The 24,942-nt window shown below is 71.9% G+C and carries 24 protein-coding genes and 1 riboswitch; of the genes, 10 read left to right on the top strand and 14 right to left on the bottom strand.

From position 1 onward, the window contains the following. Window positions 1–8: 8 nt before the first annotated feature. The 11 genes from M3M55_RS05900 to xylB form a co-directional block, all read right to left on the bottom strand. Complete coding sequence (locus M3M55_RS05900) at window positions 9–1,277, bottom strand: D-arabinono-1,4-lactone oxidase (protein ID WP_249011899.1); 1,269 nt, start codon at window positions 1,275–1,277, stop codon at window positions 9–11. After that, window positions 1,274–2,398 (bottom strand): galactokinase family protein, encoded by a 1,125-nt coding sequence (locus M3M55_RS05895; protein ID WP_249011898.1) that lies wholly within the window; start codon window positions 2,396–2,398, stop codon window positions 1,274–1,276. Before M3M55_RS05895 ends, M3M55_RS05900 begins: the two co-directional genes overlap by 4 nt. Continuing rightward, entirely contained in the window at window positions 2,385–3,083 is a 699-nt protein-coding gene (gene araD / locus M3M55_RS05890; RefSeq protein ID WP_249011897.1) for an L-ribulose-5-phosphate 4-epimerase AraD, read from the bottom strand. The genes M3M55_RS05895 and araD overlap by 14 nt, the downstream gene beginning before the upstream one ends. Then, window positions 3,084–4,478, bottom strand: coding sequence for an L-fucose/L-arabinose isomerase family protein (locus M3M55_RS05885; protein WP_249011896.1), 1,395 nt, complete (start codon window positions 4,476–4,478; stop codon window positions 3,084–3,086). Next, entirely contained in the window at window positions 4,475–6,106 is a 1,632-nt protein-coding gene (locus tag M3M55_RS05880) for a ribulokinase (protein ID WP_249011895.1), read from the bottom strand. The genes M3M55_RS05885 and M3M55_RS05880 overlap by 4 nt, the downstream gene beginning before the upstream one ends. 2 nt (window positions 6,107–6,108) lie before the next feature. Then, window positions 6,109–6,933: an ATP-binding cassette domain-containing protein gene (locus M3M55_RS05875; protein ID WP_249011894.1), complete on the bottom strand. Its 825-nt coding sequence runs from the start codon at window positions 6,931–6,933 to the stop codon at window positions 6,109–6,111. Next, complete coding sequence (locus M3M55_RS05870; protein WP_249011893.1) at window positions 6,926–7,993, bottom strand: ABC transporter permease; 1,068 nt, start codon at window positions 7,991–7,993, stop codon at window positions 6,926–6,928. The genes M3M55_RS05875 and M3M55_RS05870 overlap by 8 nt, the downstream gene beginning before the upstream one ends. 9 nt (window positions 7,994–8,002) lie before the next feature. Continuing rightward, window positions 8,003–9,151, bottom strand: coding sequence for a sugar ABC transporter substrate-binding protein (locus M3M55_RS05865; protein WP_249011892.1), 1,149 nt, complete (start codon window positions 9,149–9,151; stop codon window positions 8,003–8,005). Between the two features lie 453 nt (window positions 9,152–9,604). Beyond that, window positions 9,605–10,654, bottom strand: a complete 1,050-nt coding sequence (locus M3M55_RS05860; protein ID WP_249011891.1) for a LacI family DNA-binding transcriptional regulator — start codon at window positions 10,652–10,654, stop codon at window positions 9,605–9,607. A 39-nt stretch (window positions 10,655–10,693) separates the two neighbouring features. Further along, window positions 10,694–11,842 carry a xylose isomerase gene (gene xylA, locus M3M55_RS05855; RefSeq protein ID WP_249011890.1) on the bottom strand — a complete coding sequence of 383 codons (1,149 nt, stop codon included), beginning with the start codon at window positions 11,840–11,842 and terminating at the stop codon, window positions 10,694–10,696. A 13-nt stretch (window positions 11,843–11,855) separates the two neighbouring features. Further along, on the bottom strand, window positions 11,856–13,316 hold the full coding sequence (xylB, locus tag M3M55_RS05850; RefSeq protein WP_249011889.1) for a xylulokinase: 1,461 nt from the start codon (window positions 13,314–13,316) through the stop codon (window positions 11,856–11,858). A 148-nt stretch (window positions 13,317–13,464) separates the two neighbouring features. On the opposite strand from xylB, the gene M3M55_RS05845 reads away from it, so the two are divergent. Continuing rightward, window positions 13,465–14,505, top strand: coding sequence for an aldose 1-epimerase (locus M3M55_RS05845; RefSeq protein WP_249011888.1), 1,041 nt, complete (start codon window positions 13,465–13,467; stop codon window positions 14,503–14,505). Here M3M55_RS05845 and M3M55_RS05840 read toward each other — a convergent pair. After that, window positions 14,481–15,251, bottom strand: a complete 771-nt coding sequence (locus M3M55_RS05840) for an ABC transporter permease (protein WP_249011887.1) — start codon at window positions 15,249–15,251, stop codon at window positions 14,481–14,483. The two genes, M3M55_RS05845 and M3M55_RS05840, sit on opposite strands and share 25 nt — an antisense overlap. After that, entirely contained in the window at window positions 15,248–16,255 is a 1,008-nt protein-coding gene (locus M3M55_RS05835; RefSeq protein WP_249011886.1) for an ATP-binding cassette domain-containing protein, read from the bottom strand. Before M3M55_RS05835 ends, M3M55_RS05840 begins: the two co-directional genes overlap by 4 nt. Before the next feature lie 44 nt (window positions 16,256–16,299). Continuing rightward, window positions 16,300–16,441, top strand: a riboswitch (cobalamin riboswitch). A 64-nt stretch (window positions 16,442–16,505) separates the two neighbouring features. On the opposite strand from M3M55_RS05835, the gene M3M55_RS05830 reads away from it, so the two are divergent. The 4 genes from M3M55_RS05830 to cobF are packed head-to-tail and all read left to right on the top strand — an operon-like array spanning window position 16,506 to window position 20,314. After that, window positions 16,506–17,432: a hypothetical protein gene (locus M3M55_RS05830; RefSeq protein ID WP_249011885.1), complete on the top strand. Its 927-nt coding sequence runs from the start codon at window positions 16,506–16,508 to the stop codon at window positions 17,430–17,432. Beyond that, complete coding sequence (locus M3M55_RS05825; RefSeq protein WP_249011884.1) at window positions 17,429–18,043, top strand: precorrin-8X methylmutase; 615 nt, start codon at window positions 17,429–17,431, stop codon at window positions 18,041–18,043. Before M3M55_RS05830 ends, M3M55_RS05825 begins: the two co-directional genes overlap by 4 nt. Continuing rightward, window positions 18,040–19,602 (top strand): precorrin-2 C(20)-methyltransferase, encoded by a 1,563-nt coding sequence (locus M3M55_RS05820; protein WP_249011883.1) that lies wholly within the window; start codon window positions 18,040–18,042, stop codon window positions 19,600–19,602. The genes M3M55_RS05825 and M3M55_RS05820 overlap by 4 nt, the downstream gene beginning before the upstream one ends. Beyond that, window positions 19,595–20,314: a precorrin-6A synthase (deacetylating) gene (cobF, locus tag M3M55_RS05815; RefSeq protein WP_249011882.1), complete on the top strand. Its 720-nt coding sequence runs from the start codon at window positions 19,595–19,597 to the stop codon at window positions 20,312–20,314. Before M3M55_RS05820 ends, cobF begins: the two co-directional genes overlap by 8 nt. A gap of 57 nt (window positions 20,315–20,371) precedes the next feature. On the opposite strand, the gene merA is transcribed toward cobF, so the two are convergent. After that, window positions 20,372–21,985, bottom strand: coding sequence for a mercury(II) reductase (merA, locus tag M3M55_RS05810; protein WP_249011881.1), 1,614 nt, complete (start codon window positions 21,983–21,985; stop codon window positions 20,372–20,374). A 57-nt stretch (window positions 21,986–22,042) separates the two neighbouring features. On the opposite strand from merA, the gene M3M55_RS05805 reads away from it, so the two are divergent. The 5 genes from M3M55_RS05805 (at window position 22,043) to M3M55_RS05785 (ending at window position 24,897) form a co-directional block, all read left to right on the top strand. Continuing rightward, entirely contained in the window at window positions 22,043–22,480 is a 438-nt protein-coding gene (locus tag M3M55_RS05805; protein ID WP_249011880.1) for a helix-turn-helix transcriptional regulator, read from the top strand. 227 nt (window positions 22,481–22,707) lie between these two features. Then, window positions 22,708–23,187, top strand: coding sequence for a hypothetical protein (locus M3M55_RS05800; protein ID WP_249011879.1), 480 nt, complete (start codon window positions 22,708–22,710; stop codon window positions 23,185–23,187). After that, a complete protein-coding gene (locus M3M55_RS05795; protein WP_249011878.1) occupies window positions 23,187–23,516 on the top strand; it encodes a hypothetical protein in 330 nt (109 codons plus the stop codon). The genes M3M55_RS05800 and M3M55_RS05795 overlap by 1 nt, the downstream gene beginning before the upstream one ends. Window positions 23,517–23,581: 65 nt before the next feature. Then, a complete protein-coding gene (locus M3M55_RS05790) occupies window positions 23,582–24,190 on the top strand; it encodes a hypothetical protein (RefSeq protein WP_249011877.1) in 609 nt (202 codons plus the stop codon). Beyond that, window positions 24,187–24,897, top strand: a complete 711-nt coding sequence (locus tag M3M55_RS05785) for a hypothetical protein (RefSeq protein WP_249011876.1) — start codon at window positions 24,187–24,189, stop codon at window positions 24,895–24,897. Before M3M55_RS05790 ends, M3M55_RS05785 begins: the two co-directional genes overlap by 4 nt. Window positions 24,898–24,942: the final 45 nt, after the last annotated feature.

Raw genomic sequence — 24,942 nt, 5'->3', positions numbered from 1 at the left:
CCGCGCGGCTAGCGGCCGCCGGGCCGGGCGGTGAGGGCGGGGAAGCGCGCGCGCACCCAGCCGTTGACGAACACGTCGCGGGGGTCGAGTTCGGCGCGGAGGGCGCCGAAGTCGGCCGTGCGCGCGTAGGCGGTGCTCAGCGCGACGGGCGGCAGGGAGAACACCTTGCCCCAGTGCGGGCGGGGCGCGAAGGGGGTGAGCGCCGCCTCGATCAGGGCGACGTTGTGGGCCACCGCATCCGGGTCCCGCGCCCAGGTGAAGTGCAGGCCGAGGCTGTCGCGCCCGTACTGGGGGCTGAGCCACAGCCCGTCGGCGGCGACGGTCCGCAGCTCGCCGACGAGCAGGCCGGGGGCGAGCCGGGGCGCGAGCTCGAGCAGCGCGCGGATCGCCGCGGGGCCGTCGGCGATGGCGACAAACAGCTCGCTCTGGATCTCGGCGCCGTGGGAGGGGTTGTGACCGGCCCGGAAGTGAGGCAGGCGCTCGGAGGAGGGGCCGGGCACGCCGAGCTGGTCGGTGCATGCGTCGGCGTCCTGACCCGGGATCGGGTGGCGGGGCGCGGGGGCGGGGTGAACGCCGAACCGCTCGGCGGCCGGCGGGGACCCCGGCGTCGCCTTCACCCACAGCGCCGGAGGCCGGTCGCTCAGATGGTGAAAGACGCTGACGCTGTAGCCGAGGGCGAAGATCTCGCTCGTGTGAGCGATCAACGTCGCCCAGTCGAGCCCCTCATAGACGGTCTGGGTGAGCGGGTAGGCGGGCAGTACCCGGAGGGTGAGCTCGAGGACGATCCCGAGCAGCCCGAGGTGAACGGTACCGGCGGGCAGGCGCGGGTCGCCCTCGGTGAGGACGAGCCGCTCGCCGGTGCCCGTCAGCAGCGTCATCGCGAGGACGGCGGTGGCGAGGTTGCCGTGCGCGCCCGAGCCGTGGGTGGCGGTCGCAACCGAGCCGCAGACGGAGATGTGGGGCAGGGAGGCGAGGTTCTCGAGGGCGAGACCGGCCCGGTGCAGCGCGGCGGTGAGCTGGGCGTAGGTGACACACGGTCCGATGGTGACGGTCATCGCCGCCGCGTCGATGCGGATCTGCCCGGCCTCGGGGAGCCGGTCGAGGCGGACGAGCGTCGCCGCGTCCCCGATCGCGGTGAAGCTGTGGCGGGTGCCGAGGACCCGCAGCTGGTCGGCGTGACCGAGGAGGGCGGCGAGCTCGCTCACCGAGTGAGGGGTGTGGACGGTGCTCGCCGCGTAGGTGTGGTTCCCCGCCCAGTTGGTGAGCGGCCCGCTCATCGGCCCAGCACCGCCGGGGCGGGACGCTCACCGTCGGGGTCGAGCCGCCGCGCACCGGGACCGGCCTCGAGGACGAGCGCGCCCGCGGGGGTCGGGGCACTGGGCTCGAGCAGGGCGAGGACGCTGCCGCCAAAGCCGCCCCCGACGAGCCGAGCACCGACCGCACCGGCGTGCATCAGCGCGGTCACCGTCGCCTCGACCGCCGGGGTGGAGACCTCATAGTCATCGCGCAGGCTCGCGTGGGAGGCGTTGAGCAGCGCGCCCAGGCGGGGCAGGTCACGGTCGCTGAGGGCGGCGACGGCCGCCCTCACCCGATCGTTCTCGCCGATCACGTGCCGGGCGCGGCGCCCCAGCGGCTCGGGGAGGGTGGCGGCCTGCTCGAGGGTCGCCTCCGTCAGGCTCGCGACACCGAGGGCCCGGCAGGCCTGGCGGCACTCCTCCCGCCGGTCGTTGTAGCCGGAGGTGGCGAGGCGGTGATCCTCACCGGAGTCGACGGCGACGAGCGTGTAACCGTCGAGGGTGAGGGGAACCGGCGTCAGGGTCGGGCCGCGGAAGTCGATCAGCAGCGCCGTGCCCGGGCGGCCACAGATCGACGCGAGCTGGTCGAGCAGGCCCGACTGGGCGCCCACCCAGTCGTGCTCGACCCGGGCGCAGAGGCGGGCGAGGGCGATCGGGTCAGGCAGCGGGGTGTCGGCGAGGCCGCACAGCGCGTAGGCGAGGGCGACCTCGAGCGCCGCGGAGGAGGAGAGGCCCCGTCCACGCGGGACCGTGCCGGTGATCTCGATCTCCGCGGCGGGGACGGTGATGCCGGCGGCGGCGAGCTCGGCGACCATCCCGCGGGTGAAGGCGCGCCAGCCACCCGCCGGGGCGGGTCCGGGGTCCGCAGTGGGGACGAGAGTGCCCGTCGGGGCGGGGGCGCCGGTCACAGCGGAGAAGCGGTCACTCTCGGCGATGTCGAGGGCCCAGACGACGTGCTCGCCGGGGTGCACGGCGGCGCGAGCGGTGACCTGAACCCCGGCGCTGATGGCGAACGGAAGGGCGAGACCGCCGTTGTAGTCGGTGTGCTCGCCGATCAGGTTGACCCGGCCGGGAGCGAAGGCGACCGCCTCAGCCCTGGCCATAGTAGGCGGCCGGCCCGTGCTTGCGCGTGTGATGTTTGACCCGAACGTGCTCCTCCAGCGCCGGCGGCATCCCGTCGCTGAGCAGGCGTGTGAACAGCGCCATCTGGGCGACCTGCTCGAGGGCGACGGCGTGCTCGACCGCCGCGCCGACCCGGTCCCCCCAGCAGAACGGCGCGTGCCCGCGCACAAGCGCGCAGGGCAGCGCGGCGGGACCGACGGTGGCGATCGTCTCGGTGAGGGCCGTGCCGGTCGCCGCCTCATAATCGCCGGCGACCTCGGCGACGGTGAGAGGCCGGGTGACTGGGATCGGATGGGCGCTGAGGTCGGCGTGGGTCGTGCCCAACAGCGGTATCTCCTCACCCGCCTGAGCCCACACGGTCGCCCACGTCGAGTGCGTGTGCACCACCCCGCCGATCTCGGGAAAGGCGCGGTAGAGCGCGAGATGGGTCGGAGTGTCGGTCGACGGGCGACGGGCGCCCTCAAGCACACGCCCGGTCAGGTCCACGATCACGAGGTCACCGGCGCTCAGAGTGTCATAGCCGACCCCGCTCGGCTTGATCGCGATCACCCCGCGCTCGCGGTCGATCCCCGAGGCGTTGCCCCAGGTGAGGGTGACGAGGCCGTGGGCGGGGAGGGCGAGGTTGGCGGCGAGCACCTCGGCGCGCAGATCGGCGAACCCGTCCACTCAGATCTCCTCGTAGGCGAGACCGAGCGCCTCCGTGAGGCGACGCCAGCGGCCACGGTCGTCACCGAGGGTGGTGATGAAGTGGTGAGGCCCGCCGCGCCGCAGCCAGGCGTCCATGAACGTCTCCATCCCGGCGGCGGGCCGGAAGTGGAAGTGGTGCATCGGGACGTGCGGGAGCCGCGGCGTGTCGAGGATCTCTCCCGACCCGACGAGCAGCGACATCTCCGCACCGGCGACCTGGACGAGCGCGGCGGTGGTCGCCGGCCCGGGGGTGGCCATGAACACCGGGGTCGGCGGATTCTCGAGCCCGCCGATCCCGAGCGGCCGGTCGATCAGCGCAATCGGCTGGTCGGGGCGGGCGATCCGCCAGTTGCCCTCCCCCATGTGGCTGACGAGCACGGAGTCGAGCTCCCAGTCCATCGCGTAGAGCTCGGAGAAGTGTGCGGTGCCAGTGAGAGAGAGCGCAGCGCACATCAGCGCGGCAGTGTTGACATCACCCTCCGCCGCGAACCCGTACCCGTCAGCCATCAGGTTCGACGCCGCCAGCAGGGGAAGTTGGCGCACGCGCCCGTCCCCTCCGATGGAGTCGAAGTGGAAACTGAAACCGCCGTAGCCGCCGTCAGACAGCAGCCCGCGCAGGGCGAGCTCCAGCCGTGCCGCGTAGGCGTGGCGCTCGCCGGGCAGGTCAGCGGCCACCCGGAAACGCTCCCGATGCACGTCGACGAGCGCGGAGACGTCCGCCTCGGCGACCGCGTCGATGCGGCGCACGAGCCCGCCGATGTCCTCGGCCTGCACGGTCACCCCGAGGGTGCGGGCGAGGGCGTTGAGGTCCGGGAGGATGTCCCCCATCCCGTTCATCGGGTTGCCGAGCAGCGCGACCTTGGTGCGCCGCAGCCGGCTCACCGTCGTCGCCGCCCGCGCCCACTCGTCGAAGCGCTCGAGGAAGGCGTCTGAGCGCCAGTCACCGGTGAGGACGGAGAAGGGGCGCTGAGAGCGCACGAGGGCGTTGGCCTGGTCCTGGGCGCCATGGATCCCCTGGTTGTAGGTGAGGTCGTCCATCGTCCAACCCGCCCCGATGCTCCGGACGGGCTGGACGTTGGCGAGCAGCAGCGGTGCACGGGTCCCGGCGAGCGCCTGGATCGTCCGCATCGCCGGACCGTAGGTGAGCATGACGATGACGATCCCGTCCACCGCTTCGGCGCTGAAGCCGCGCACGATCGCGTCGATGTCCTCGCGGTCGCGGGCGGGGCGGGAGAAGGTCACGTCCGCGACCGCCCCGAGCCGGTCGGCGAGCGTGCGCGCGTAGGCGGCCTGGCGTTCGGTGATGCCGGGCACCATCTCGTCGTAGAGGGCCTGCATGATTCCGAGCAGGCCGATGCGAGGGCGGTCACTCATTGATGTCTCCTTTCACCGGCGATCGCCTTCAGGCGATGCATGAGCTCGGCGTGCTCGACGCCGAGCAGGTCAGTGAGCCGCCGGTAGATGTCATAGACCCGGTCATAGACGGCGGCGGCCTCCGGGTCGGGAACGTAGTGGGCCCCGGCGGCGGGACGGGTGGCGGCGACCGCCGCCTCGATCCCGGTGAACGCGCCGGCCGCGACCGCTCCGAACAGGGCCGCACCGCGGGCGGGCACCCCGGCGCTGTCAGGCACCGTGACGGTGAGTCCGCTCGTGTCGGCGAGCAGCTGCATCATCAGCGGGCTCGCGCGGGCGATCCCGCCGTTGGCGACGATCCGGTCGATCGCGATCGAGTGGTCGGTGAAGTTCTCGATGATCCTCCGGTTGCCGAAGCCGATCGCCTCGAGCATCCCCCGGTAGAGTTCGGCGCGGCTGCTCTGGAGGGTGAGGCCGATGATGGTGCCGCTGAGGTCGGCGTCGGCGAGAATCGATCGGTTGCCGTTGAACCAGTCGAGGACCACGAGCCCACACGCCCCGGCAGGGATCGCCGCGGCGGCAGCCTCGAGCGAACCGAAGCTGCCGGGGGCCTCCAGCAGGGTGCGGGTGAGCCAGGCGAGCATGTCCCCGACCGCCGCCTGCCCGGCCTCATAGCCGTAGAGGCCGGGAAGGATCCCGTCGGCGGCGACGCCGGTGATCCCCGGGAGCCGCACCTCGGTCTCGGCGAGGACCATGCTGCAGATCGAGGTGCCGATCGCGACGACGAAGGTGCCCGGCTCGGTCACGCCGCTGCCGGGCACCGAGACGAAGGAGTCGACGTTGCCGACGGCGACGACCAGCTCGGGCGGGAGCCCGAGTGCGGTCGTGAGCTCGGGCCGGAGCCGCCCGGCCGGGGTCCCGAGGGCCACGAACTGCTCGCCGAGCTTCTCCTCGGGAGCAGGAAAGCCCGGATAGGCGGCGTCAAAGTAGCCGGGATCGGGGAGACCGTCGCTGCGCGACCACATCGCCTTGTACCCGGCGGTCGTGCGCTGACGGGTGAGCGTCCCCGTCAGCCACCAGACGATCCAGTCGGTCGCCTCGAGGAAGGCGCTCGTCGCCTCGTAGATCTCGCGGTCCTCGAGCCACAGCTCGATCAGCTTTGGGAAGTACCACTCCGAGGAGATGCGCCCGCCATACCGAGCGAGGAACTCCTCACCGCGGGCTGCGGCAACGGCCGTGAGCCGGTCGGCGACGCCCTGGGCGGCGTGGTGCTTCCACAGCTTCGGCCAGGCGTGCGGGCGCGAGCGCCAGCGCGCGTGCTGACACAGCGGGGTTCCGCTCGTATCCGTCGGCAGGACGGTGCAGGACGTGACGTCGATGCCGAGCCCGACGATGCGCTCGGGCGCGACCGGTGCGGCGCGCAGCAGGGCCGGGATGCCGGTCTCGATCACGTGCACCCAGTCGGCGGGATCCTGCAGCGCCCAGTCGGCCCCGAGCCGCGTGTCGGTCCCGGGCAGGATGCGGTCGATCACGCCGTTCGGATAGGGGACGACTGCGGTCGCCAGCTCCTCCCCCGACCCGAGATCAAGCAGGAGCAACCGTCCAGACTCCGTGCCGAAGTCCGCGCCGATGCTGCAGGTGGGGGGCATCGTCAGCTCGTCAACTGGCCCTGGGCGGCCGCCCGCGCGCGCCGGTACTCCTCGACGACGATCTCATTGAGCTCGTCGGGGCTCGTCTCGGCGGTCGGCCGATCGAAGGAGACGACGCCGTTCTGGATCAGGCTGACCCGATCACAGCTGGCGAACACGTGCGCGTAGTTGTGCAGGATGAGGATCATTGAGATGCTGGTCTCGGCCTTCAGCCGGGCGATCAGGTCAAGGATCATCGCCCCCTCCTTGGCGCCCATCGCCGCGAGCGGCTCGTCGAGCAGGATGATCTCGGACTCAGAGGCGATCGCCCGAGCGACCGCGATCGCCTGGCGCTGGCCGCCGGAGAGGCGGGCGACGGGCACGTCGAGGGACGGGATGTTGATCCCGATCTCATCGAGGCGCTTACGCGCCTCCCGTCGCATCACCCGGTTGTTGAGGAACGGCAGCGGCGAGTAAAGCCGCTCACGGTGAAGGAACAGGTTGTGGAAGACCGACAGCTCGTCCACGAGGGCGAGGTCCTGAAAGACGGTGTCGATCCCCTGCCGGCGGGCGTCGTCAACGTTCTTGGGCGTGTAGGCGCCGCCCTTGAGCCACATCGTCCCGCCGTCGGGCTTGTGAAATCCGGAGAGGATCTTGATCAGCGTCGACTTACCCGCCCCGTTGTCACCGAGGAGGGCGAGCACCTCCCCTTTGCGCAGGTGGACGTTGACGTCTCGCAGCGCCTGGGTCGCGCCGAACCGCTTGCTGATGTGTTCGAGGCGGAGGACGTCATCGTCGGCCCGGCCGGGCCCGATGATCTTCTCGCCGCCGTACTCGAGCTCAGCCACGGCCGGCCCCCTTACGCACGCGTGCGATGTAGATGTTGACGAGCATGGCGATGAGGATCGCCAGCCCGAGGTAGAGGTCCTCGTAGTTGGCGTTGACGCCCTTGATGACGAGACCGTCGTTAAGGATCCCGAGGAACAGGGCGCCGATCAGCGCCCCGACGACGGTGCCCGCCCCGCCGGTCATCAGCGTGCCGCCGATGATCACCGCGGCGATCGCCTGGAGGAGGACGGTGTTGGAGCCGGACGGGTCGGGGCTCGCCGTCGAGGTGCGGATCGCCTCGAGCAGACCGACGAAGCCGGCGGTCGTCGCACAGAGCATGAAGTTGCGGACGATCACGAGCTTGGTGTGGATACCCGCCTCGGCCGAGCCGATCTTGTTCGACCCGACCGCCACGGTGTAGAGCCCCCACCGGGTCGAGCTCAACAGCGCCTGGAGGACGATGACGATCCCGATCGCCCAGATCAGCTCCGAGTAGGTGCCGCCACCGAGGATCGAGGCGAACGTTCCGACGTGGGTGACCGAAGTGCCCGGCGTCGTCACCTGCTCGGAGTGGGAGACGATCAGGGTGACCCCGTCGAGGACGAACAGCATGCCGAGGGTGGTGACGAAGGACGGGATGCCGATGTAGGCGATGAGGTAGCCGCTGACCGCACCGAGCAGCGCCGCGACGATGAGCGACACGATGACCGCGAGCACGAGCGGGAAATGGGCGGAGGTGACGAGCTTCCAGAACAGGAACGGCGTCCACAGGTACATCGCGCCGATCGACAGGTCGATCTCACCGAGGGTCATCACGAACACCTGGCCGGCCGCGATGATCGCGAACGGCGCGAAGTACGGCAGCAGCGTCTTGAAGTTCGCGCCGGTGAGGAAGTGAGGCGTGGTCGCGGCGAAGTAGACGAAGGTGATGATCGTCACGACGACGATGCTCCCCTCGCGGAGGGTGAGGAACCGCTTCAGCGGGCTCAGTCCCGCCCCCGCACGGGACCGGCGTGACGCCGGCCCCGTGGTTGGGGTGGAGGGACCCGTGCTCGCCGGTGGGCTGGTCGAGCTCTCCATCTGCCCGGCCTATGCCTTCTGCACGCCCGGCGTGGAGCTCGTGCCCTCGTACTCGCTCTTGGTCGTGTTGTAGGGCTTGACCGTCGTCTGGTTGAGGAACTTCAGCCCGGTGTCGACGTCGGCCGGTCCGGTCAGGCCCTGGGAGGCCTTGTACATGTACAGCTCGAAGATCGGCAGGAAGCCCTGGAGGTAGGGCTGCTGGTCGATCGTGAACTCGATCTGTCCGGCGGCGAGGAGCTGCTGGGTGATCGGGGTGAGGTCAAACCCGCCGCCAACCCATCCCTTCTTCTTCAGGCCGTTCTTCTCGATCGCCTGGGCGACCCCCTGGGTCGAGCCGCCGTCCACGGCGAACATGCCGTTGGCGCTGGGGTGACCGACCGCCCACGCATTGATCGTCGTGATCTCACCCGGGACGCTCGCACCGGTCGGCACGACCGTGTACTTGATGTTCGGGTGCGAGGCGAGGGTCGCCTTGGCGCCGTCGATCCGCGGTTGGATGTTCGCCGCGCCGGGGGTCGCGATGAACAGCGCGATCGTGCCGCCGTGGGGCAGCAGGCTGACGATGTGCTCGCCCATCTGCTGACCGGCGACGTAGAGGTCCTGGCCGATGTAGGCGAGCCGGTTGGTCTGAGGCTCATCCGCGTTGTAGGCGATCACCGGGATCCCGGCGGCGAGCGCCTTGGCGACCGGGGCGTTGAAGGCGGTCGGATCGATCAGGGTCGTGGCGATCCCGTCGACCTGGGCGGTGATCGCGGTGTCGATCGCGTTGACCATCTCGGAGACGTTGCTCGTCGCCGAGCCGGTCCACTGGTAGCTGCAGCCCAGCAGCTTGCAGGCGTCGGCGGCCCCCGACTGGGTCGGGGTGAAGAACACGTTGGTCGTCACGTGGTTGACCATCGTGAACTTGTAGCCACCGCCGACTCCGAAGATCGCGGAGGCGCTCGAGCCACCGCTGGTGGCCGCGTTGGCGGTTCCGGTCTTGGCACTCGAGCCGCCGCAGGCCTCGAGCGCGAGGGCGGCGAGGCCGGCCGCGCCGCCGGTCAGCGCGGTGCGCCGGGTCATCTGCCGCCAGGCCAGCCCCGGCGAGTCATCCTGCTTGCGCTCGTCAAATTCGAGACGCTCGATCGCGTCGCCGACGACATCCTCAGGGTTCGACATCTCTCCTCGATTCTCACTTCGACGTCCCTCGCGACCCGATGGTCGGGTTGGGCCCGCGCAGTGTGGTGTTGGGTCAGTTCAGGGGCACAAAGCCACCCGGGCCGGTGGGGACCCCACCGTGCCTGCGGTGACGCCGCTCCGAAACGGAGCGCATCCCACGCGACCTCCGGATACACGCTGTTGCCGCGATCCGGGGACCGGCGTCTTGGTGTCCTTCGTCCCGGTCCCCCTCCCGGAACGGGAACAGGTGGTGGGAACGGACACATCTCATCTCTCTCAACCGGGCTTAGCCCAGATCCAGCGTTTCTCTCCTCTCCTCGCCGAAGCGATGTGAACGGTAACACAGAGGGTCGGACGGATGCAAGTCCCGGCCCAGAGGGCGCCCGGGCGCGTTCGCCGCGCAGCCCGACCGCCCGGGCGAGTTCGGCGCGCGGCCCGATCCCGAGGCGCGGATCAGCGGGCGCGCGGCCCGGCGGTGCTCATGCGAACGATCAGCTCGAACGGGATGATCAGCCGGCGGTCGGCCGGCTCCTCCTGCTCGATCATCCGTCGCAGCAGGTCGAACCCCTGCCGGCCGACCTCAATGAAGTCCTGGCGCACGGTCGTCAGCGGCGGACTGAAGAAGCCCGATTCCGGGGTGGCGTCGAACCCGACGATGCTGACGTCCGCCGGGATCGACAGGCCGGCCTCCCGGAACGCTCTCATCACGCCGAGGGCCATCTGGTCGTTGGAGCAGAAGACGGCGCTCACCGATGCCTGGGCGGCGAGCTCGCAACCGTGGGCATACCCGCTCGCCGAACTCCAGTCCCCGAACCGCGGCGGTGGCGGGCTGACGCCGGCGTTGATCAGCGTGTCCCGCCATCCGGCGAGGCGGATCTCCGCCTCCTGCCAGTCCCGGGGCCCGGCGATGTGGACGACTGTCTCGTGTCCGAGCTCGAGCAGATGGCGGGTGGCGGCGCTCGCCCCGCCGCGCTGATCGACCTGAACGGAGGCGATGTCGGTCTCAGGCCCGGCCTCGACGCAGACGATCGGCACCTGGCTGGAGAGCTGGGCGACCGCGGCGATCGCCGCCTGATGGGGGGCGACCGCGAGCATCCCCTCGACGTTGTGACGGCGCAGGCGCTCAGAGGCGCGCAGCACCGAGTCACGATCGAGGTCGGGCATGCTGACGACGCTCGTCAGGTAGTCGGCGTCGTAGGCGGCCCGCTCGATCCCGTACAGCGTCGAGGCGGGCCCGTACAGGGTCGTGTTGAAGCCGATCACCCCGACGGTCCGGGAGCGACCGGTAACGAGGGCGCGCGCGACCGAGCTGGGCCGGTAATCGAGCAGGCGCATCGCCTCCTCGACCCGAGCCTGGGTCTCGGGAGCGACCTTGTTCGCGCCGTTGATGACACGGGAGACGGTCTGGTGCGACACCCCGGCCAAGCGGGCGACGTCGGCCATCACGGCCGGGCGCCGGCGTCCCTCGCCGGCGGTCGGTCCGGGGTGGTCGAGGCTTGTCATCTCAGGTCTGCCCGGTCGCCATCTGAATCGGCCGGGAGACTACCTCGCCCCGAGGAGAACCTCGGTCAGCAGCTGATCGAGCGCCTCGTTGTAGTACCCCCGCTGGGCGAGGGCGTCAAGTTGCCCGGCCTCGGCTTTGAGCACCTCAGGGTCGGCCGCGCCGACGACGGTCGGCTCGTGCAACTCGGGCACCGAGGCGTGGGCGAGGGCGGCCTGCACCTCGGCGAGCCCGTCGAAGTGGACTGCCCGCTCGGCGAGAAGCCGGTAGGTGTCCATGCACCCGCGCACGAAGTCCCAGACGCCGTCGGGGTTCTCGTTGCGGTACGGGTGGGCGTCGAAGTGGCGCGGTCCGGTGTAACCGGCGCGCTCGAGCAGGCGGACGAGGAGGAACGCCTCCTTGAGGTCCTCGGCGCCAAAGCGGAAGTCCTGGTCATAGCGGCCGATCCGCTGGCCGTTGAGGTCGATGTGGAAGAGCTTGTCCGCCCACAGCGCCTGCCCGACACCGTGATGGAAGGAGAGGCCGGCCATCGTCTCGTGCGCAACCTCGGGGTTGACCCCGACCATCTCCGGGTGCTCGAGCGTGCTGATGAAGTGGAGGGCGTGCCCGACGGTCGGCAGGAAGATGTCCCCGCGCGGCTCGTTGGGCTTGGGCTCGATGGCAAAGCGCAGGTCGTACCCCTGCTCGCGGACGTAGGCGCAGAGCAAGTTGATCGCCTCCCGGTAGCGCTCGAGCGCGTCCCGGGGGTCTTTTGCCACCCCGGCCTCTGTCCCCTCGCGTCCGCCCCAGAACACGTACACCTCCGCCCCCAGTTCGGCCCCGAGGTCGATCGACTGCATCGCCTTGCCGATCGCCGCCCGCCGGACGCGGCGGTCATTGGCGGTGAAGGCGCCGTCCTTGAAGGCGGGATGGCCGAACAGGTTCGTCGTCGCCATCCCGACCCCGAGTCCGGTGCTGGTGAGGGCGGCTTGGAAGCGACCGACGATGCGGTCGCGCTCGCTCGCTGACACGCCGTAGGGGACGAGGTCGTTGTCATGCAGCGAGACCCCCCAGGCACCGAGCTCGGCGAGCCGGTGGACGCTGTCGACGGGGTCGACGGGTGCGCGGGTCGCGTCGCCGAAGGGGTCCCGTCCGGGGTTGTTGACCGTCCACAGGCCGAAGGTGAAGCGGGACTCGGGGGCCGTCGTCATTGTCGGGGTCCTTTCAGGGTGCGGGAACGGCGGGGTTCGCCGACTCGGGGGAGACGGCCGAGATGGCCGGGTACAGCGCTCGGAAGCGGCGCTGAAGCTCGCGGTAGCGGGGCACGTCGGCGGCGACCGGCTCGATCGTGTCCCGCGGTCGAACCGCCGCGGCGGTCGCCTCAGTGAGGTCCCGCCAGAACCCGGCACTGACGCCCGCCAGCAGCGCGGCCCCGAACGCGGCCCCGTCGGCGGCGTCGGTCCGGGTGAGAGGGAGCTCGAGCATGCCGGCGGCGATCTCCGCCCACAGATCGCTCCGGGCTCCACCGCCGGAGAGCACGCCGGCGTCGATCGTCGCACCGCTGCTCCGCATCAGGTCGAGGCAGTCGCGCAGTCCCGCACAGACGCCCTCCATCACGGCGCGGACGAGAGCCCCGCGGTCGTGGCGGAGGCTGAGACCGGCGAACACCCCCCGCGCGTGGGGGTCGGCGTGCGGGGTCCGCTCACCCGCGAGGTAGGGCAGGAAGGTGAGGCCCTCCACCCCGGGCTCCCAGCGGGCGGCCTCGGCGACAAGCGCCCCGATGTCGGCCCCCGGGGCGAGGATCGCGGCAAGCCACTGAAGTGAGCCTGCGGCCGACAGCATCACCCCCATGCCGTGCCAGGTGTCGGCCACGGCGTGGCAGAAGGTGTGGCTCGTCCCGGCCGGATCGGGCCGGTAACTCGCCAGGGGGGCGAAGACGACCCCGGAGGTGCCGAGGACAACCGAGGCGACCCCCGGGGCGAGCACCCCGACCCCGACCGCGCCGGCCGCCTGGTCACCGGCGCCGGCGACGACGGGGATCCCGTCGGCGGTGTGACCCGCGACCGCTCCGGATTCAAGCGCCGGGGCGAACCACTCGAGCGGGATCTCGAGCCCATCGGCGACCGGCGCGCTCCAGGTTCGGGCTGCGACGTCAAAGAGCAGCGTCCCGCTCGCGTCCGAGACGTCATGGGCGTACTCACCGCAGAGACGGAGGCGAACGTAGTCCTTGGGCAGCAGCACGGCGGCGATCCGCGCGTAGAGATCGGGCTCGTGACGCCGCATCCACAGGAGCTTGGGCGCGGTGAAGCCGGCGAGCGCGCGGTTGCCGGTGAGGCGAACGAGCTCGGCGGCGCCGAACGTCGCCTCGATCTCCTCACACTCCGCGGACGCCCGCTGATCGTTCCAGAGGATCGCGGGCCGCAGGGGCCGGCCCCGGCCGTCGAGCGCGACGAGCCCGTGCATCTGGCCGCTGAGGCCGATGCCCACCGGCCGGCCCACCTCCCCGCACAGGCGTTCGAGCACGCCCGCCGTCGCCTCCCACCACCGCTCGGGCTCCTGCTCGGCCCAGCCCGGGCGGGGCACCGACAGGGCGTAGCCTTCCTCCGCGCGTGCCGCGACCCTCCCCGCGGAAGTGACGGCCACCCCCTTGACGCCGGAGGTACCGATGTCGAGCCCGATCACCATCGGCCGGTCACCGCGGGGCGCCGCCCACCGTCACTGAATCGAAGCACCGCCACCGCCAGTGATGTTAGCGTTATCACCCTGTCCAGTCAAAGACGATCTTCCCTCTTTGCTGGCATGTCCGGTGCAATGAGCGAGCCCAGGTGAGAGCGTGAACAAGATCGGTGTGGGCACCGTCGAGAGCGACGTGGAGGCGACCCTGCGCCTGTCCGCAGGCACGGCGAGCGCCGTCATCGTCGGCGGTGCCCTGCTCAGTGTCGGCTCGCTGCGGGTCGCCGGGCGCGAGTGGCTGTGCCGTGACGCGGAGATCCCCCCCAACTACCGCGTCCACGGCCAACGGGCCGGGATCACCCTGCTGCACCCGTGGGCCAACCGCCTCGGTGCCGACCGGTTCCCCCTCGGCGGACAGACCGTCGACGTGAGCGCCGCCGGGGATCGCCTCTCACGGGACGGCAACGGTCTGCCCATCCATGGGCTGCTCGCCCCGCGCCCCTGGCGGCTCGCTCGCGTCGGTGACGCGGTGGCGGTCGCGTCGCTCACCTGGTTGGAGGAGCCGGCCTTCCCGTTTGCCCATCAGGTGTGCGTGCGCTTCACGCTCAGCGCCGGACGGCCCGGCGTCGACGGCGCTCCCGGCAGCGGACATCCCGATGGCGGCGACGATCCCAGCCGCGACGCGGACGCCCGCGACGCGGACGCCCCCGGCGCGGCGCTGACCGTCGAGACCCGCGTGTCCGCCCTCTCAGACGCGGAGGTTCCCGTCGCGATCGGCTGGCACCCGTACTTCCGGCGCTGCCCGACTGCTGCGGTCGACCTGCCGGCGCTCGTCCGCCTCGCCGCCGACGCTCACGGTCTTCTGACCGGTGTGACGACGACGGCGGCCGCCGAGCAGATCGCCCTCCCCGGGGCGAGCCTCGACTTCGGGGTCGGCGGCCTCGATCCCGGCGCCGAGATGCGCCTCGCGCAGGACGACAGCACCGTCACGGTCCGTCTCGACGCGGGCTACGCCTTCGGACAGGTCTTCGCTCCCGAGGACGCGGCGGTCGTCTCCCTCGAGCCGATGGTGGCGCCGACCGACGCGCTGCGCGAGCCCGGCGCCGTGCCCGTGGCGACCCCGGGCCACCCCGTCCGCACCGGCTTCTCGGTGACGGTCCGGGCGGGAGACGGAACTCAGCGCGCGGCGGCCCGCCGGTAGCGGGAGACCGCCAGCGGCGCGAACATAACGAGGATCCCCGCCGTCCACAGCAGGGCGAAGAGCACGTTGGAGGCGGCGATCCCGTGGCCGTGCTCCCACAGGTACCGCGTCGCGTTGACGACGATCGTGAACGGGTTGACCTTCGCGAAGGCGCGCAGCACGGCGGGGAAGCTCTGGGTGGGCACGAAGGCGGAGGAGACGAAGGTGAGCGGGAAGACGGCGATGAAGCCGACCGAGTTGGCCGCCTCCGGCGAGGAGACGATCAGCCCGAGGAACGCGAACACCCAGGAGAACGCGTACCCGAACAGGGCGAGCAGGAGGCCGCCGGCGATCCCGTCGAGGATCGTCGTGTGGAAGCTGAACCCGATGATCAGTCCGGTGACGATCAGGACGATCATCGACAGGACGTTGGTGACGACGTCAGCGAGGGTCCGTCCGCCGAGCAACGCGGCGCGGGACATCGGCAGGGACCGGAAGCGGTCGATCAGCCCCTTGTGGAGGTCCTCGTTGAGTCCGAGAGCGGTGACGAAGCCGCCGAAGGCGATGTTCTGGACGATGATCCCGGGGATCAGGAAGTCCGCATAGTTGCCGTACCCGGTGTGGATCGCCCCACCGAACACGTAGCGGAACAACAGCACGAACATGATCGGCTGGACGGTGAAGGCGAGCAGCAGATCGGGGGCGCGTGGGAGGCGCACGAGGTTGCGCTCGGCGATGATCAGGGTGTCGGTGATCAGGCGCCTCATGGCCGACTCTCCGGGTCGGTTCCATCCTCGGCCCCGTGGCCGGTGAGGGAGAGGAAGACGTCATCAAGGGTCGGGCTGCGGAGGATGATGTCGTCGACCCCGACCCCGGCGGCGCTGAGCGACGTGACCGCCGCGACGATCGTTCCGGCGCGTTCGGCGACGCTCACCTTCAGCAGGCCGTCCTCGAGCACCGGCTCGTCACTGCCGACGCCCGCGAGCGCGGCGAGCGCGGCCGGCCGGTCCGCGCCGGCCTCGAGGGTCACCTCGAGCCGCAGCCCCCCGACGCGAGCCTTGAGTTCGGTCGCCGTCCCCTCTGCGATGACCCTGCCGTGGTCGATGACGGCGATCCGATCCGCGAGCCGGTCGGCCTCCTCCAGGTACTGGGTGGTGAGCAGCAGCGTCGTGCCCTCCGCGACGAGCCCCTCGATCACCTCCCACAGCCCGAGCCGGCTGCGTGGGTCAAGCCCAGTCGTCGGCTCGTCGAGGAAGAGGACGGGCGGGGAGACGACGAGCGCGGCGGCGAGGTCGAGGCGGCGGCGCATCCCGCCCGAATAGGTTTTCACCGGCCGGTTGGCCGCCTCGAGCAGATCGAAGCGCTCGAGCAGTTCACGGCCGCGTGCTTTGGCGGCCGCCCGCGGTCGGCCGTACAGGCGCCCGACCATCGTCAGGTTCTCCAGGCCGGTGAGGTTCTCATCGACGGCCGCGTACTGGCCGGCCAGTCCGATGCTCGCCCGCAGCGCGGCGGCGTCGGCGACGACGTCGAGGCCGGCGACCCGCGCGCTGCCCCCGTCGGGCTTCAGCAGCGTCGTGAGGACCCGGACGAAGGTCGTCTTGCCCGCCCCATTGGGGCCGAGCAGGCCGAGCACCGTCCCGCGGGTGACGTCGATGTCGACGCCCGACAGCGCGTGCACCTCCCCAAAGGACTTGGTGATCCCCCGTGCGCTGATCGCCACCTCAGAGCCGGCCTCCGCCCGTGGGCGGCCCTCGATGCTGGGTCCGGTCACGCCGCCGAGACTAGCCACCGGCCCGTCGGCCCGGCGGGCGGCGCGCCTCCCGCGGTGGCAGCGGCTATCCTCGCCGCACGCGCTCCGACCGGAGGAACCCAGTGAGAGTCTGGAGCGGTCGCGCCACTGTGAGGAAAGCCCGGCTTTCCGCAGTCAGGAACTCCGGCCGGTGTGAGAAACCTCGAGTGGGAACGCGCCATTCCCGGGGATGGGTCTGATGACAGTGGTTGGGCAGGATCGGTGCCCGGGAGTGCTCGCACTCCATGAGGCAGAGGACGGGCAACTGGCCCGCGTTCGCCTGCCGGGCGGACGGATCAGCGCCGACCAGCTTCGTGCCGTCGCGGACGTGGCGGAGTTCGGCAACGAGATCATCGAGCTCACCTCCCGGGCGAGCCTGCAGATCCGCGGCCTCGCCGACGGCCGCCGCCTCAGTGCCGTCCTCACGGACGCCGGGCTGCTGCCGTCGACCAGCCACGAACGGGTACGCAACATCCTCGCCAGCCCGGTCGCCGGCCGTCATCCCGGCTCGGTGTGGGAGACCGACGCCGTCGTGGCCGAGCTCGACCGGGCGATCTGTGGCGACCCCGACCTCGCCGCCCTGTCAGGCCGGTTCCTGTTCGGGGTCGACGACGGCGCCGGGCTGCTCGGCCACCCCGTCGACGTCCTGATCGGTCCCGGCGGGTCGGTGACGGCGGCGATCGAGGCGGCCCGGGCGGCCGCCGCCGACCGGGGCGGCGGCCGCACCACCACGGGGCCCGGCGCGGGTCCCGCCGTCCCCGTCGGCGCCTTGAGACAGCGCGACGGCCGTCACGCGTTCACGTTCCTGCCGCCGCTCGGGCGCCTCGACCCGGCGAGCGCGCGCGGACTCGCCGACCTCGCCCCGGAGGTGCGGCTGTCGGTCCGGCGCACCCTGACGATCGTCGACCTGGACGATCCGCTGGGGGTGATCGACGCCCTCGACGCCCTCGGGATGGTCTGTGACCCCGACTCCGGCTGGGTGGGGCTGAGCGCCTGCGCCGGTCTGGGGGCCTGCCGCCGGGCGACCGTCGACGTCCGGGCGCTCGCCGCCGCCCGCGCCCGGGGGCGCGGTCCGGGATCTCACCCCGAGCACTGGGCGGCCTGTTCCCGCCACTGCGGCCTCACCGGCGGTGCGCAACTGATGGAGGTGACGCTGTGAGCTACATCAAGGACGGGGCGGAGATCTACCGGCGCTCCTTCGCGCTGATCCGGGAGGAGGCGGACACGGCCCGGTTTGACCCGCTGCTCGAACGGGTCGTCGTGCGGATGATCCACGCCTGCGGGATGGTCGACCTCGCCGGCGACGTCGCGCACTCAGACGGCTTTGGCGCCGCGGCGGTCGAGGCTCTCGCCGCGGGGGCGCCGATCCTCTGTGACGCGAACATGGTCGCCTCCGGGGTGACCCGCGCGCGGCTGCCCGCCGCCAACGACGTGCTCTGCACCCTGACCGATCCCCGTGTCCCCGACCTCGCGGCCAGACTCGGGACGACGCGGTCGGCCGCGGCGATCGAACTGTGGCCCCTCGGGCAGGCGCTCGTGGTGATCGGCAACGCGCCGACAGCCCTCTTTCACCTCCTCGAGGGGATCGCCGCGGGCCGGCTCGCCCGTCCGGCGGCGGTGATCGGCGTGCCGGTCGGGTTCATCGGCGCGGCCGAATCGAAGGATGCCCTCGCCGAGTCGGGCCTCGAGTTCCTCACCGTCCGCGGCCGCCGGGGGGGATCGGCGATCGCCTGCGGGGCAGTCAACGCGCTGGCGAGCGAGCGCGAATGAGTGGCCGGCTGCTCGGCGTCGGGGTCGGCCCCGGCGACCCCGAGCTCGTCACCGTCAAGGCGGCCCGCGCGATCACCGCCGCCGACGTGATCGCCTACCCGGGCAAGGAGCACGGCCACAGCATCGCCCGGGAGATCGCCGCCGCCTACCTGCGGGAGGGCCAGATCGAGGTTCCGCTGCGCTACCCGGTGACGACCGGCCCGACCGATCATCCCGGCGGCTATGAGGGGGCGTTGGCGGACTTCTACGACGGCTGCGCGGAGACGCTCGCCGTCCACCTCGATGCCGGCCGGGACGTCGCCGTCCTCTGTGAGGGCGACCCGTTCCTGTATGGCTCCTACATGTATCTCCACGACCGGCTCGCCGCCCGCTACCGGACCGAGGTGATTCCCGGAGTCACCTCCTTCTCCGCCGCCGCCGCGGCGGCGGGGACGCCGCTCGTGCGCCGCGATGACGTGCTGACGATCCTTCCCGGCACGCTTGACCGCGACCTGCTCGCCGCCCGTCTCGCCGCCACCGACGCGGCGGTCGTGATGAAGTCGGGACGGACCTTCGCCGGGATTCGGGGGGCGATGGAGCAGGCGGGCCGGCTGGCGCGCGGCATCTACGTCGAGCGGGCCTCCTCGGCCCAGCAGCGGGTCCGGCCGCTCGCTGAGGTCGACGGCCCGGTCCCGTACATGTCGCTTGTGCTGATGCCGGCCCTCGGCGGGCCCGGGCGGGCGGCGGCGCCCGCCGGGCCGGGGCGGGCGGGCCGGGTCTCGGTCGTCGGACTCGGGCCGGCAGGCCCGGAGTGGCTCACCCCGGAGGCGAGTGGGGCCCTCGCCGCCGCGGAGGTGCTGATCGGATACGGGCCCTACCTCGACCGGGTCCCGACCCGGCCCGGGCAGGTGCGCCACGCGAGCGACAACCGGGTCGAGGCCGAACGCGCCCGCCACGCCCTCACGCTCGCCGCCGAGGGCGCGGAGGTCGCCGTCGTCTCCTCCGGGGATCCGGGGATCTTCGCGATGGCGACCGCCGTGCTCGAGGAGGCGTCCGCCCAGCCCGAGGTCGAGGTGCGGGTCATCCCCGGCCTGTCGGCGATGCAGGCGGCCGCCGCCCGGGTCGGCGCGCCGCTGGGCCACGACTTCGCCGTCATCTCCCTGTCAGACCAGCTCAAGCCCGCCGCCGTCGTGTCCGAACGGGTGAGCGCGGCCGTCCGGGCCGACTTCGTCCTCGCCCTCTACAACCCGGCCTCCCGCACCCGCCGGGACGGGCTGGCGGAGGCGATCGCGGCGATCGCGCGCGTGCGGGCGCCCGAGACACCGGTGCTCGTCGCGCGGGCGGTCGGCGCCGCGGATGAGTCGGTCGGGCTGACGACGCTCGGCGCACTCGACCAGTCGGTGATCGACATGCGCACGCTGCTGATCGTCGGCTCCTCCCAGAGCCGGGTCGAGCACGGGCGGATGTTCACCCCGCGCCGCTACCCGGCGGGCACGAGCGCCGGGGCGGGGACGGGCGCCGGGGCGGGGACGGGCGCCGCGGCGGGGACGGGCGCCGAGGCACGCCACACCGGTGGATGAGGTCCTCGTCATCGGCATCGGGGCGGGGGACCCCGAGCACATCACCCTCGCGGCGGTGAGCGCGCTCGCCCGCGCCGACGTCATCTTCTCCCTCGACCGCGCGACCGGCGATCTCACCGCCGCCCGCGATGCGCTCATCCGCCGCCACGCTCCGGCCACGCCCGTGGTCGTCGTGGACGAACCGCGCCGGGACCGTGGCGCCGCCGACTACGCGGGTGCCGTGGAGGCGTGGCGGGCTGCCCGCGCCCGGGCCTGGCAGGCGGCGATCGACGCCCACGCCGGGGTCGGCGCCTTCCTCGTCTGGGGTGACCCGGCCGTCTATGACTCGACGATCGCCGTGCTCGCGCAGTTGGCCGTGCCCTTCCGGGTGATCCCGGGGATCTCGAGCGTCGCCGCGCTCTGTGGCGCCCACCGGATCGCCCTGACCCGGGTCGCCGGGGAGGTGCTGATCACGACCGGCCGGCGGCTGGCCGCGACGGGCTGGCCGGTGGGGATGACCGACGTCGTCGTGATGCTCGACGGCCAGGGCGCCTACCACCGCGTGCGCACCGAGCCGCTCGCGATCTTCTGGGGCGCCTACCTCGGCACCGACCGGGAGCAGCTCATCTCCGGACCGCTCGCCGCCGTCGCCGCGCAGATCGACGCGGCGCGGGAGCGCGCACGGACCGAGTACGGGTGGATCATGGACACCTACCTGCTGCGGCGGTCCTGAGGGGCGGGGCGGACAACGCCGCCCCGCCCCTCGGGTGGGAGCTGCTCCCGCCGCGGCTCAGGCGGCACAGCAGGAGAGCTTGGCGACGTCCCGGCCGAAGGTCTGGGCGGCGAGCTTGAGGCCCTCGGCCATCGTCAGGTAGGGCGCCCAGGTGGACGCGAGGTCCGTGAAGGTCATCTCCGCCTTGATCGCCAGCACGGCGGACTGGATCACCTCACCGGCGGCATCGGCGATGATGCTCGCCCCGAGCAGCCGGCCGCTGCCGGCGTCCGCGACGAGCTTGAACAGGCCGTCGGTGTCGCCGTTGACGATCGCCCGCGGGATCGCGGAGAGCGGAAGCACGCTCGTCTGGACGACAAAGCCCGCCTCACGGGCCTGCTGCTCGGTGAGCCCGGCGAGGGCGATCTGCGGGCTCGTGAAGATGATCTGAGGCAGGTTGGTCAAGTCGAGGTGCCGGCCCGCGCCGGTGAGCGCGTTCTCAGCCGCCGCTGCGCCGCCCGCTGCGGCGACGTAGACGAACTGGGGCTGGGTGGTCACATCTCCGGCGGCGTAGATCGACGAGACGCTGGTGCGCTGAGCGTCGTCGACGACGATCGCTCCGTGGGTGTCGGTGACGACACCGACCGCCGCGAGGTTGAGCTGCTCGGTGTTGGGTCGCCGTCCGGCTGCCACGAGGATCGCGTCGACCTCGACCTCGATCCGCTCTGAGCCGACCTCCACCTCGAGCATCTTCGCGTCCGTCCCGGGGCGCACCCGGCGCGTGCTGGCGTGTTCGAGCACGGTGTGGCCCTGGCCCTCGAGCACCCGCCGGATCGCCTCGGAGATCTCCGGCTCCGAGCGCGGTGTGAGCGCGCGACGGGAGATGAAGGTGACCTGGCTGCCGAAGTTGCCGAGCATCTGTCCGAGCTCGAGCCCGACCGCGTTGGCGCCGATCACCGCCAGCCGTCGCGGTACGTCGGTGAGCTCGAGCGCGGTCGTGGAGGTGAGGTACCCCGCCTCCGCGAGACCGGGGATCTCGGGGATCTGCGGACGCGCCCCGGTGGCGATGAGGATGCGCGCGGCGGTGACGCTCGCCTCCCCGATCGTGACGCTGTGCGGGCCGCTGAGCTGCGCGGTGCCTCTGCGCAGCTCGATTCCGTACTCGTCGATCAGGTCGACGTACTTCTCCTGGCGGAGGCGTTCGACGATCTCCGCCTTGACCGACACCGCCTGAGCGAGCGCGCCCGGGTCGGCCCCGTCATGGTGGAGGGAGGAGACGAGCAGGCTCTTGGACGGGATGCAGCCGACGTTGACGCACGTACCGCCGATCGTGTGCGCCTCCACCATCAGGACGCTCTTACCCAGGTCGCGGGCGCGGATCGCGCCGGCGAAGGCCCCGCCGCCGGACCCGAGCACGATCAGGTCGTAGTCGTAGTCGGCGTCTGGGATGTCGCCGCCGTCAGGCACCGCGGTCTGCCCGCCCCGCTCGACCGCCGAGCGGACCCGATAGCGCGTGTCCGCCAGCGCCCGGTTCATCGCCTCCAGCGACGGGCCGTCGGCGGCGATCGTTCCGGTCCCCGCCCGCCAGTCGACCACAACCGATTGCGCCCCGGCCTCCTCGAGACCGTGGCGGACATGCCGGGCGCAGTCCGCGCAGGTCATTCCTTCGATCACCAGCGCAATTTCAGACACAGGGGGTTCTCCTGAGGTGGGTAGCGGTCATATACGTGATTCCGTATATTAGACCACATGGCCCCGCCCCCCGATGCCCTCCAGACCCCCGACGCGCCCGTCGATGCGCCCGACACTCGCGATGGCGCAGCGGCCGCGGACCTGCGTGCCGCCCCCTTCCGGATCGCCGCGCACCCGACCGAGCGGGAGCTGCTCGCCAAGTACTTCCGCACCTTCGGGGATCCGACCCGCCTCCACATCCTCGAACTGCTCGAGCGACACGGCGAGCTGTCGGTCGGGGAGATCGCCGCCGAGACCGCGACGAGCCAGCCGCGCACCTCCGCCCACCTCGCGTGCCTGCGCTGGTGTGGGTTCGTCTCCACCCGCCGCGAGCACCGGACCGTCCACTACGCCATCAGCGACGACCGCATCGGCGCGCTGCTCGGCCTCGCCCGTGAGCTGCTTGCCACCAACGCCGAGCACGTTGCCGCCTGCCGGCGGATCGACGGTTGTTGACCCCGCCCCACTCTCGCCTCGCCACCTTCTACAAGTCTGTAGTACTCTCTACAGGTCTGTAGAGGCAACGTTCGATGGAGGCACCGTTGACAGTCAGGACAACCCGAGGGACCAGCGGGCGCACGCGCCGGCTGCCGCGAGCAGTCGCGGCAGCTGGGGTCGCCCTCACCCTCGCCGGTTGCGTCCAGGCCGGCGCCGCGGCCCCCAGCGCTGCACCGGCGATCCCCATGACCGGCTCACCCTCCACCGGCACCCGAACGGGCCACCCGGTGCTGCAGGCCCCGTTGACCTTGCTGAGTGGCCGGGAGACGGCTTTGCGGGCGTTCACCGGCCGGCCGCTGATGGTGTGGTTCGTGGCCTCAGGGTGCGGTGCCTGCGCGGCGAGCCTGCCGGTCATCGCCCGCCATCTCTCGGCCTTCAGGGCCGCCAACGTGCGCATCCTCGTCCTCGGCCTCTATGGCGCCTTCGCGGGGGGCGAGCCGGGACGGGCCCAGCTCGTCCGGTTCGGACGCGGAGCCGCCGGAGATCGGTTCTACGACCCGGCCTGGACCTGGGGGCTCGCCTCCGCGTCACTGACCGCGGCGCTGGACCCGGCCGCGATTCCCGATGAATACCTCCTGCTCAACCGTTCCGGACACACCGTCTACCGTGGCTCAACGCCCGTTTCGACGTTGGGTCCTCTCCTCAACCACGTCAAGGAGCTGTGATGATCACCCCGCAGGCCGATCGGCCGACCCGCCCCCTCGCGTCGCCTGTCCCCCAGCCAACGAACCGTGAGCGGCCCCAGGAGCCGGGGGGCCAGGGCTGGCTGCTGCTCCTGCTCGCCCCGCTGCTCTGCTGCGGCGGCCCCCTGTTGATCACCGCAGCCGCCACCCTGGGGGGAGTTGCCTGGGGGGCGATCGGCGCGATCGTCGCCCTGGCGGCCGCCGTCGGCCTCGTACTCCTGCGCCGGCGCTCCCGCCGCTGCTGTGCACCTGGGGTCGGCAGCGGCCGGTCGGCCAGGCGGGTCGGTGACGATGTGACGGTGTCCCGGTGAGCGCGCTGACCGACCGGTCAACCCCGGCGAGCCCTGCGTCGTCTGACCGACCAGCATTCAGACGCGTGCTCAGAGACGTCGCCACCGACCGGGTCGCCCGGCGTGTCTTCGTCCTCGCCGTGCCCCTGATCGGGGTCGGCTACTCCCTCGTGCTGCCCTTCAGCTTCACCCAGCGCATCAGCTTTGCCAACTGGCACTACCTGGACCTGCGCTACGTCGCCTTCAGCGCCGCCTTCGCGGTCGGGATGGGATGGCTGATCGCGGTGCAGGTGCACGCCGTCCGCCGTATCCGCGCCAACGTGAGCGAAACGGCTGGCCGGACCGGACCCCTCGCCGCCCTCGCCGCGATCGTCAGCGTGCTTCCGAGCCTGCTGTGTTGCAGCCCGATCCTGCCGACGTTGATCGGTCTCGTCGGCCTCTCGGCCACCGCTCGGCTCACCACGACCGCCCACCTCCAGCATTTCTTCGCCGCTCGGGAGAACCTGGTGATGGGCGGCGCGCTCGCCGTGCTGGTGCTCACCGGGCTGTGGTCGAGTCGCAAGGTGGCCCGCGCCAACTGCCTGGGAGGGGTCTGCTGCGTTCCCGCCGGGCCAGAGGAGGGCGGATTCAGCGGCGACCGGCTCGGTCCCCTGTCCCCCGGGGCCGATGCCGACGCGGATCGGAGCCTGCGATGAGCCGCGGAAAACGCTCCCGGCAGGGAGGCACGAGCTCATCCCCGACCGGCGCCGCAGCGACGGGGACGCCACGCAGGAGCACCCGCGGCGGCACGGCGGCTGCCCAGCCGTCCCGCGCGCGACGTCCCTGGCTCGCCTGGGGACTCGGTGGGATCCTGCTCGTGGCGATCGTGGCGGTCGTTGCCGTCGCCGCCGGCAGCGGCGGCGGTCTGCCGCCCGGCACCGGCGGCCCGCCGGTCAGCCACGCGACGGGCACGCCGACGGCGGCACCGGACGGGGCGTTCATGACGACCACGCACACCGCTGAGACGGTCTCCGCGCTGAGGGGCACGCCGACCCTGCTGTGGTTCGTCACCACCTGGTGTTCGAGCTGCCAGGCGGGCACCCAGGTGATGAGCGCCCAGATTCCGAACCTCGCCCACCGGCACGTCCGGGTCGTCGAGCTCGAGCTCGCCGGCGATCTCGGAGAGCCGGGCCCCGCCATGACGACCTTTGCCCGCCAGCTCGCCGGCGGCGAGTACCACAGCCCCGACTGGATGTTCGGCACCGCCTCCCCCGCCCTCACCCAGACCTATGACCCCCACGGCTACCTGGACGTCTACTACCTGCTCAACGCCGCCGGGCAGATCACCTACGCCAACAGCAGTCCGGCCGCGACGATGAGCCAACTGCTCGCCGCGGTTGGCAAGATCACCCAACATGCGTGAGTGTGGATGGGAGACCCGGCCGGCGGCGGCTGGAGGCGGCGCGCC

The organism is Conexibacter sp. DBS9H8 (assembly GCF_023330685.1).
In the GTDB taxonomy this organism is placed as follows: Bacteria; Actinomycetota; Thermoleophilia; order Solirubrobacterales; family Solirubrobacteraceae; genus Palsa-465.
Note: the sequence above shows the minus strand (reverse complement) of the source record. Positions and strands in the feature narration are given on the sequence as shown.

Coding starts and splice junctions, on each gene's coding strand:
- M3M55_RS05795 (WP_249011878.1), top strand. CDS start 23,187: ATGATCACCCCGCAGGCCGATCGGCCGACCCGCCCCCTCGCGTCGCCT.
- M3M55_RS05785 (WP_249011876.1), top strand. CDS start 24,187: ATGAGCCGCGGAAAACGCTCCCGGCAGGGAGGCACGAGCTCATCCCCG.
- M3M55_RS05840 (WP_249011887.1), bottom strand. CDS start 15,251: ATGAGGCGCCTGATCACCGACACCCTGATCATCGCCGAGCGCAACCTC.
- M3M55_RS05820 (WP_249011883.1), top strand. CDS start 18,040: ATGAGTGGCCGGCTGCTCGGCGTCGGGGTCGGCCCCGGCGACCCCGAG.
- xylA (WP_249011890.1), bottom strand. CDS start 11,842: ATGACGACGGCCCCCGAGTCCCGCTTCACCTTCGGCCTGTGGACGGTC.
- M3M55_RS05800 (WP_249011879.1), top strand. CDS start 22,708: ATGACCGGCTCACCCTCCACCGGCACCCGAACGGGCCACCCGGTGCTG.
- M3M55_RS05885 (WP_249011896.1), bottom strand. CDS start 4,478: ATGAGTGACCGCCCTCGCATCGGCCTGCTCGGAATCATGCAGGCCCTC.
- M3M55_RS05870 (WP_249011893.1), bottom strand. CDS start 7,993: ATGGAGAGCTCGACCAGCCCACCGGCGAGCACGGGTCCCTCCACCCCA.
- M3M55_RS05860 (WP_249011891.1), bottom strand. CDS start 10,654: ATGACAAGCCTCGACCACCCCGGACCGACCGCCGGCGAGGGACGCCGG.
- M3M55_RS05900 (WP_249011899.1), bottom strand. CDS start 1,277: ATGAGCGGGCCGCTCACCAACTGGGCGGGGAACCACACCTACGCGGCG.
- M3M55_RS05805 (WP_249011880.1), top strand. CDS start 22,043: ATGGCCCCGCCCCCCGATGCCCTCCAGACCCCCGACGCGCCCGTCGAT.
- xylB (WP_249011889.1), bottom strand. CDS start 13,316: ATGGTGATCGGGCTCGACATCGGTACCTCCGGCGTCAAGGGGGTGGCC.
- M3M55_RS05895 (WP_249011898.1), bottom strand. CDS start 2,398: ATGGCCAGGGCTGAGGCGGTCGCCTTCGCTCCCGGCCGGGTCAACCTG.
- M3M55_RS05880 (WP_249011895.1), bottom strand. CDS start 6,106: ATGCCCCCCACCTGCAGCATCGGCGCGGACTTCGGCACGGAGTCTGGA.
- M3M55_RS05865 (WP_249011892.1), bottom strand. CDS start 9,151: ATGTCGAACCCTGAGGATGTCGTCGGCGACGCGATCGAGCGTCTCGAA.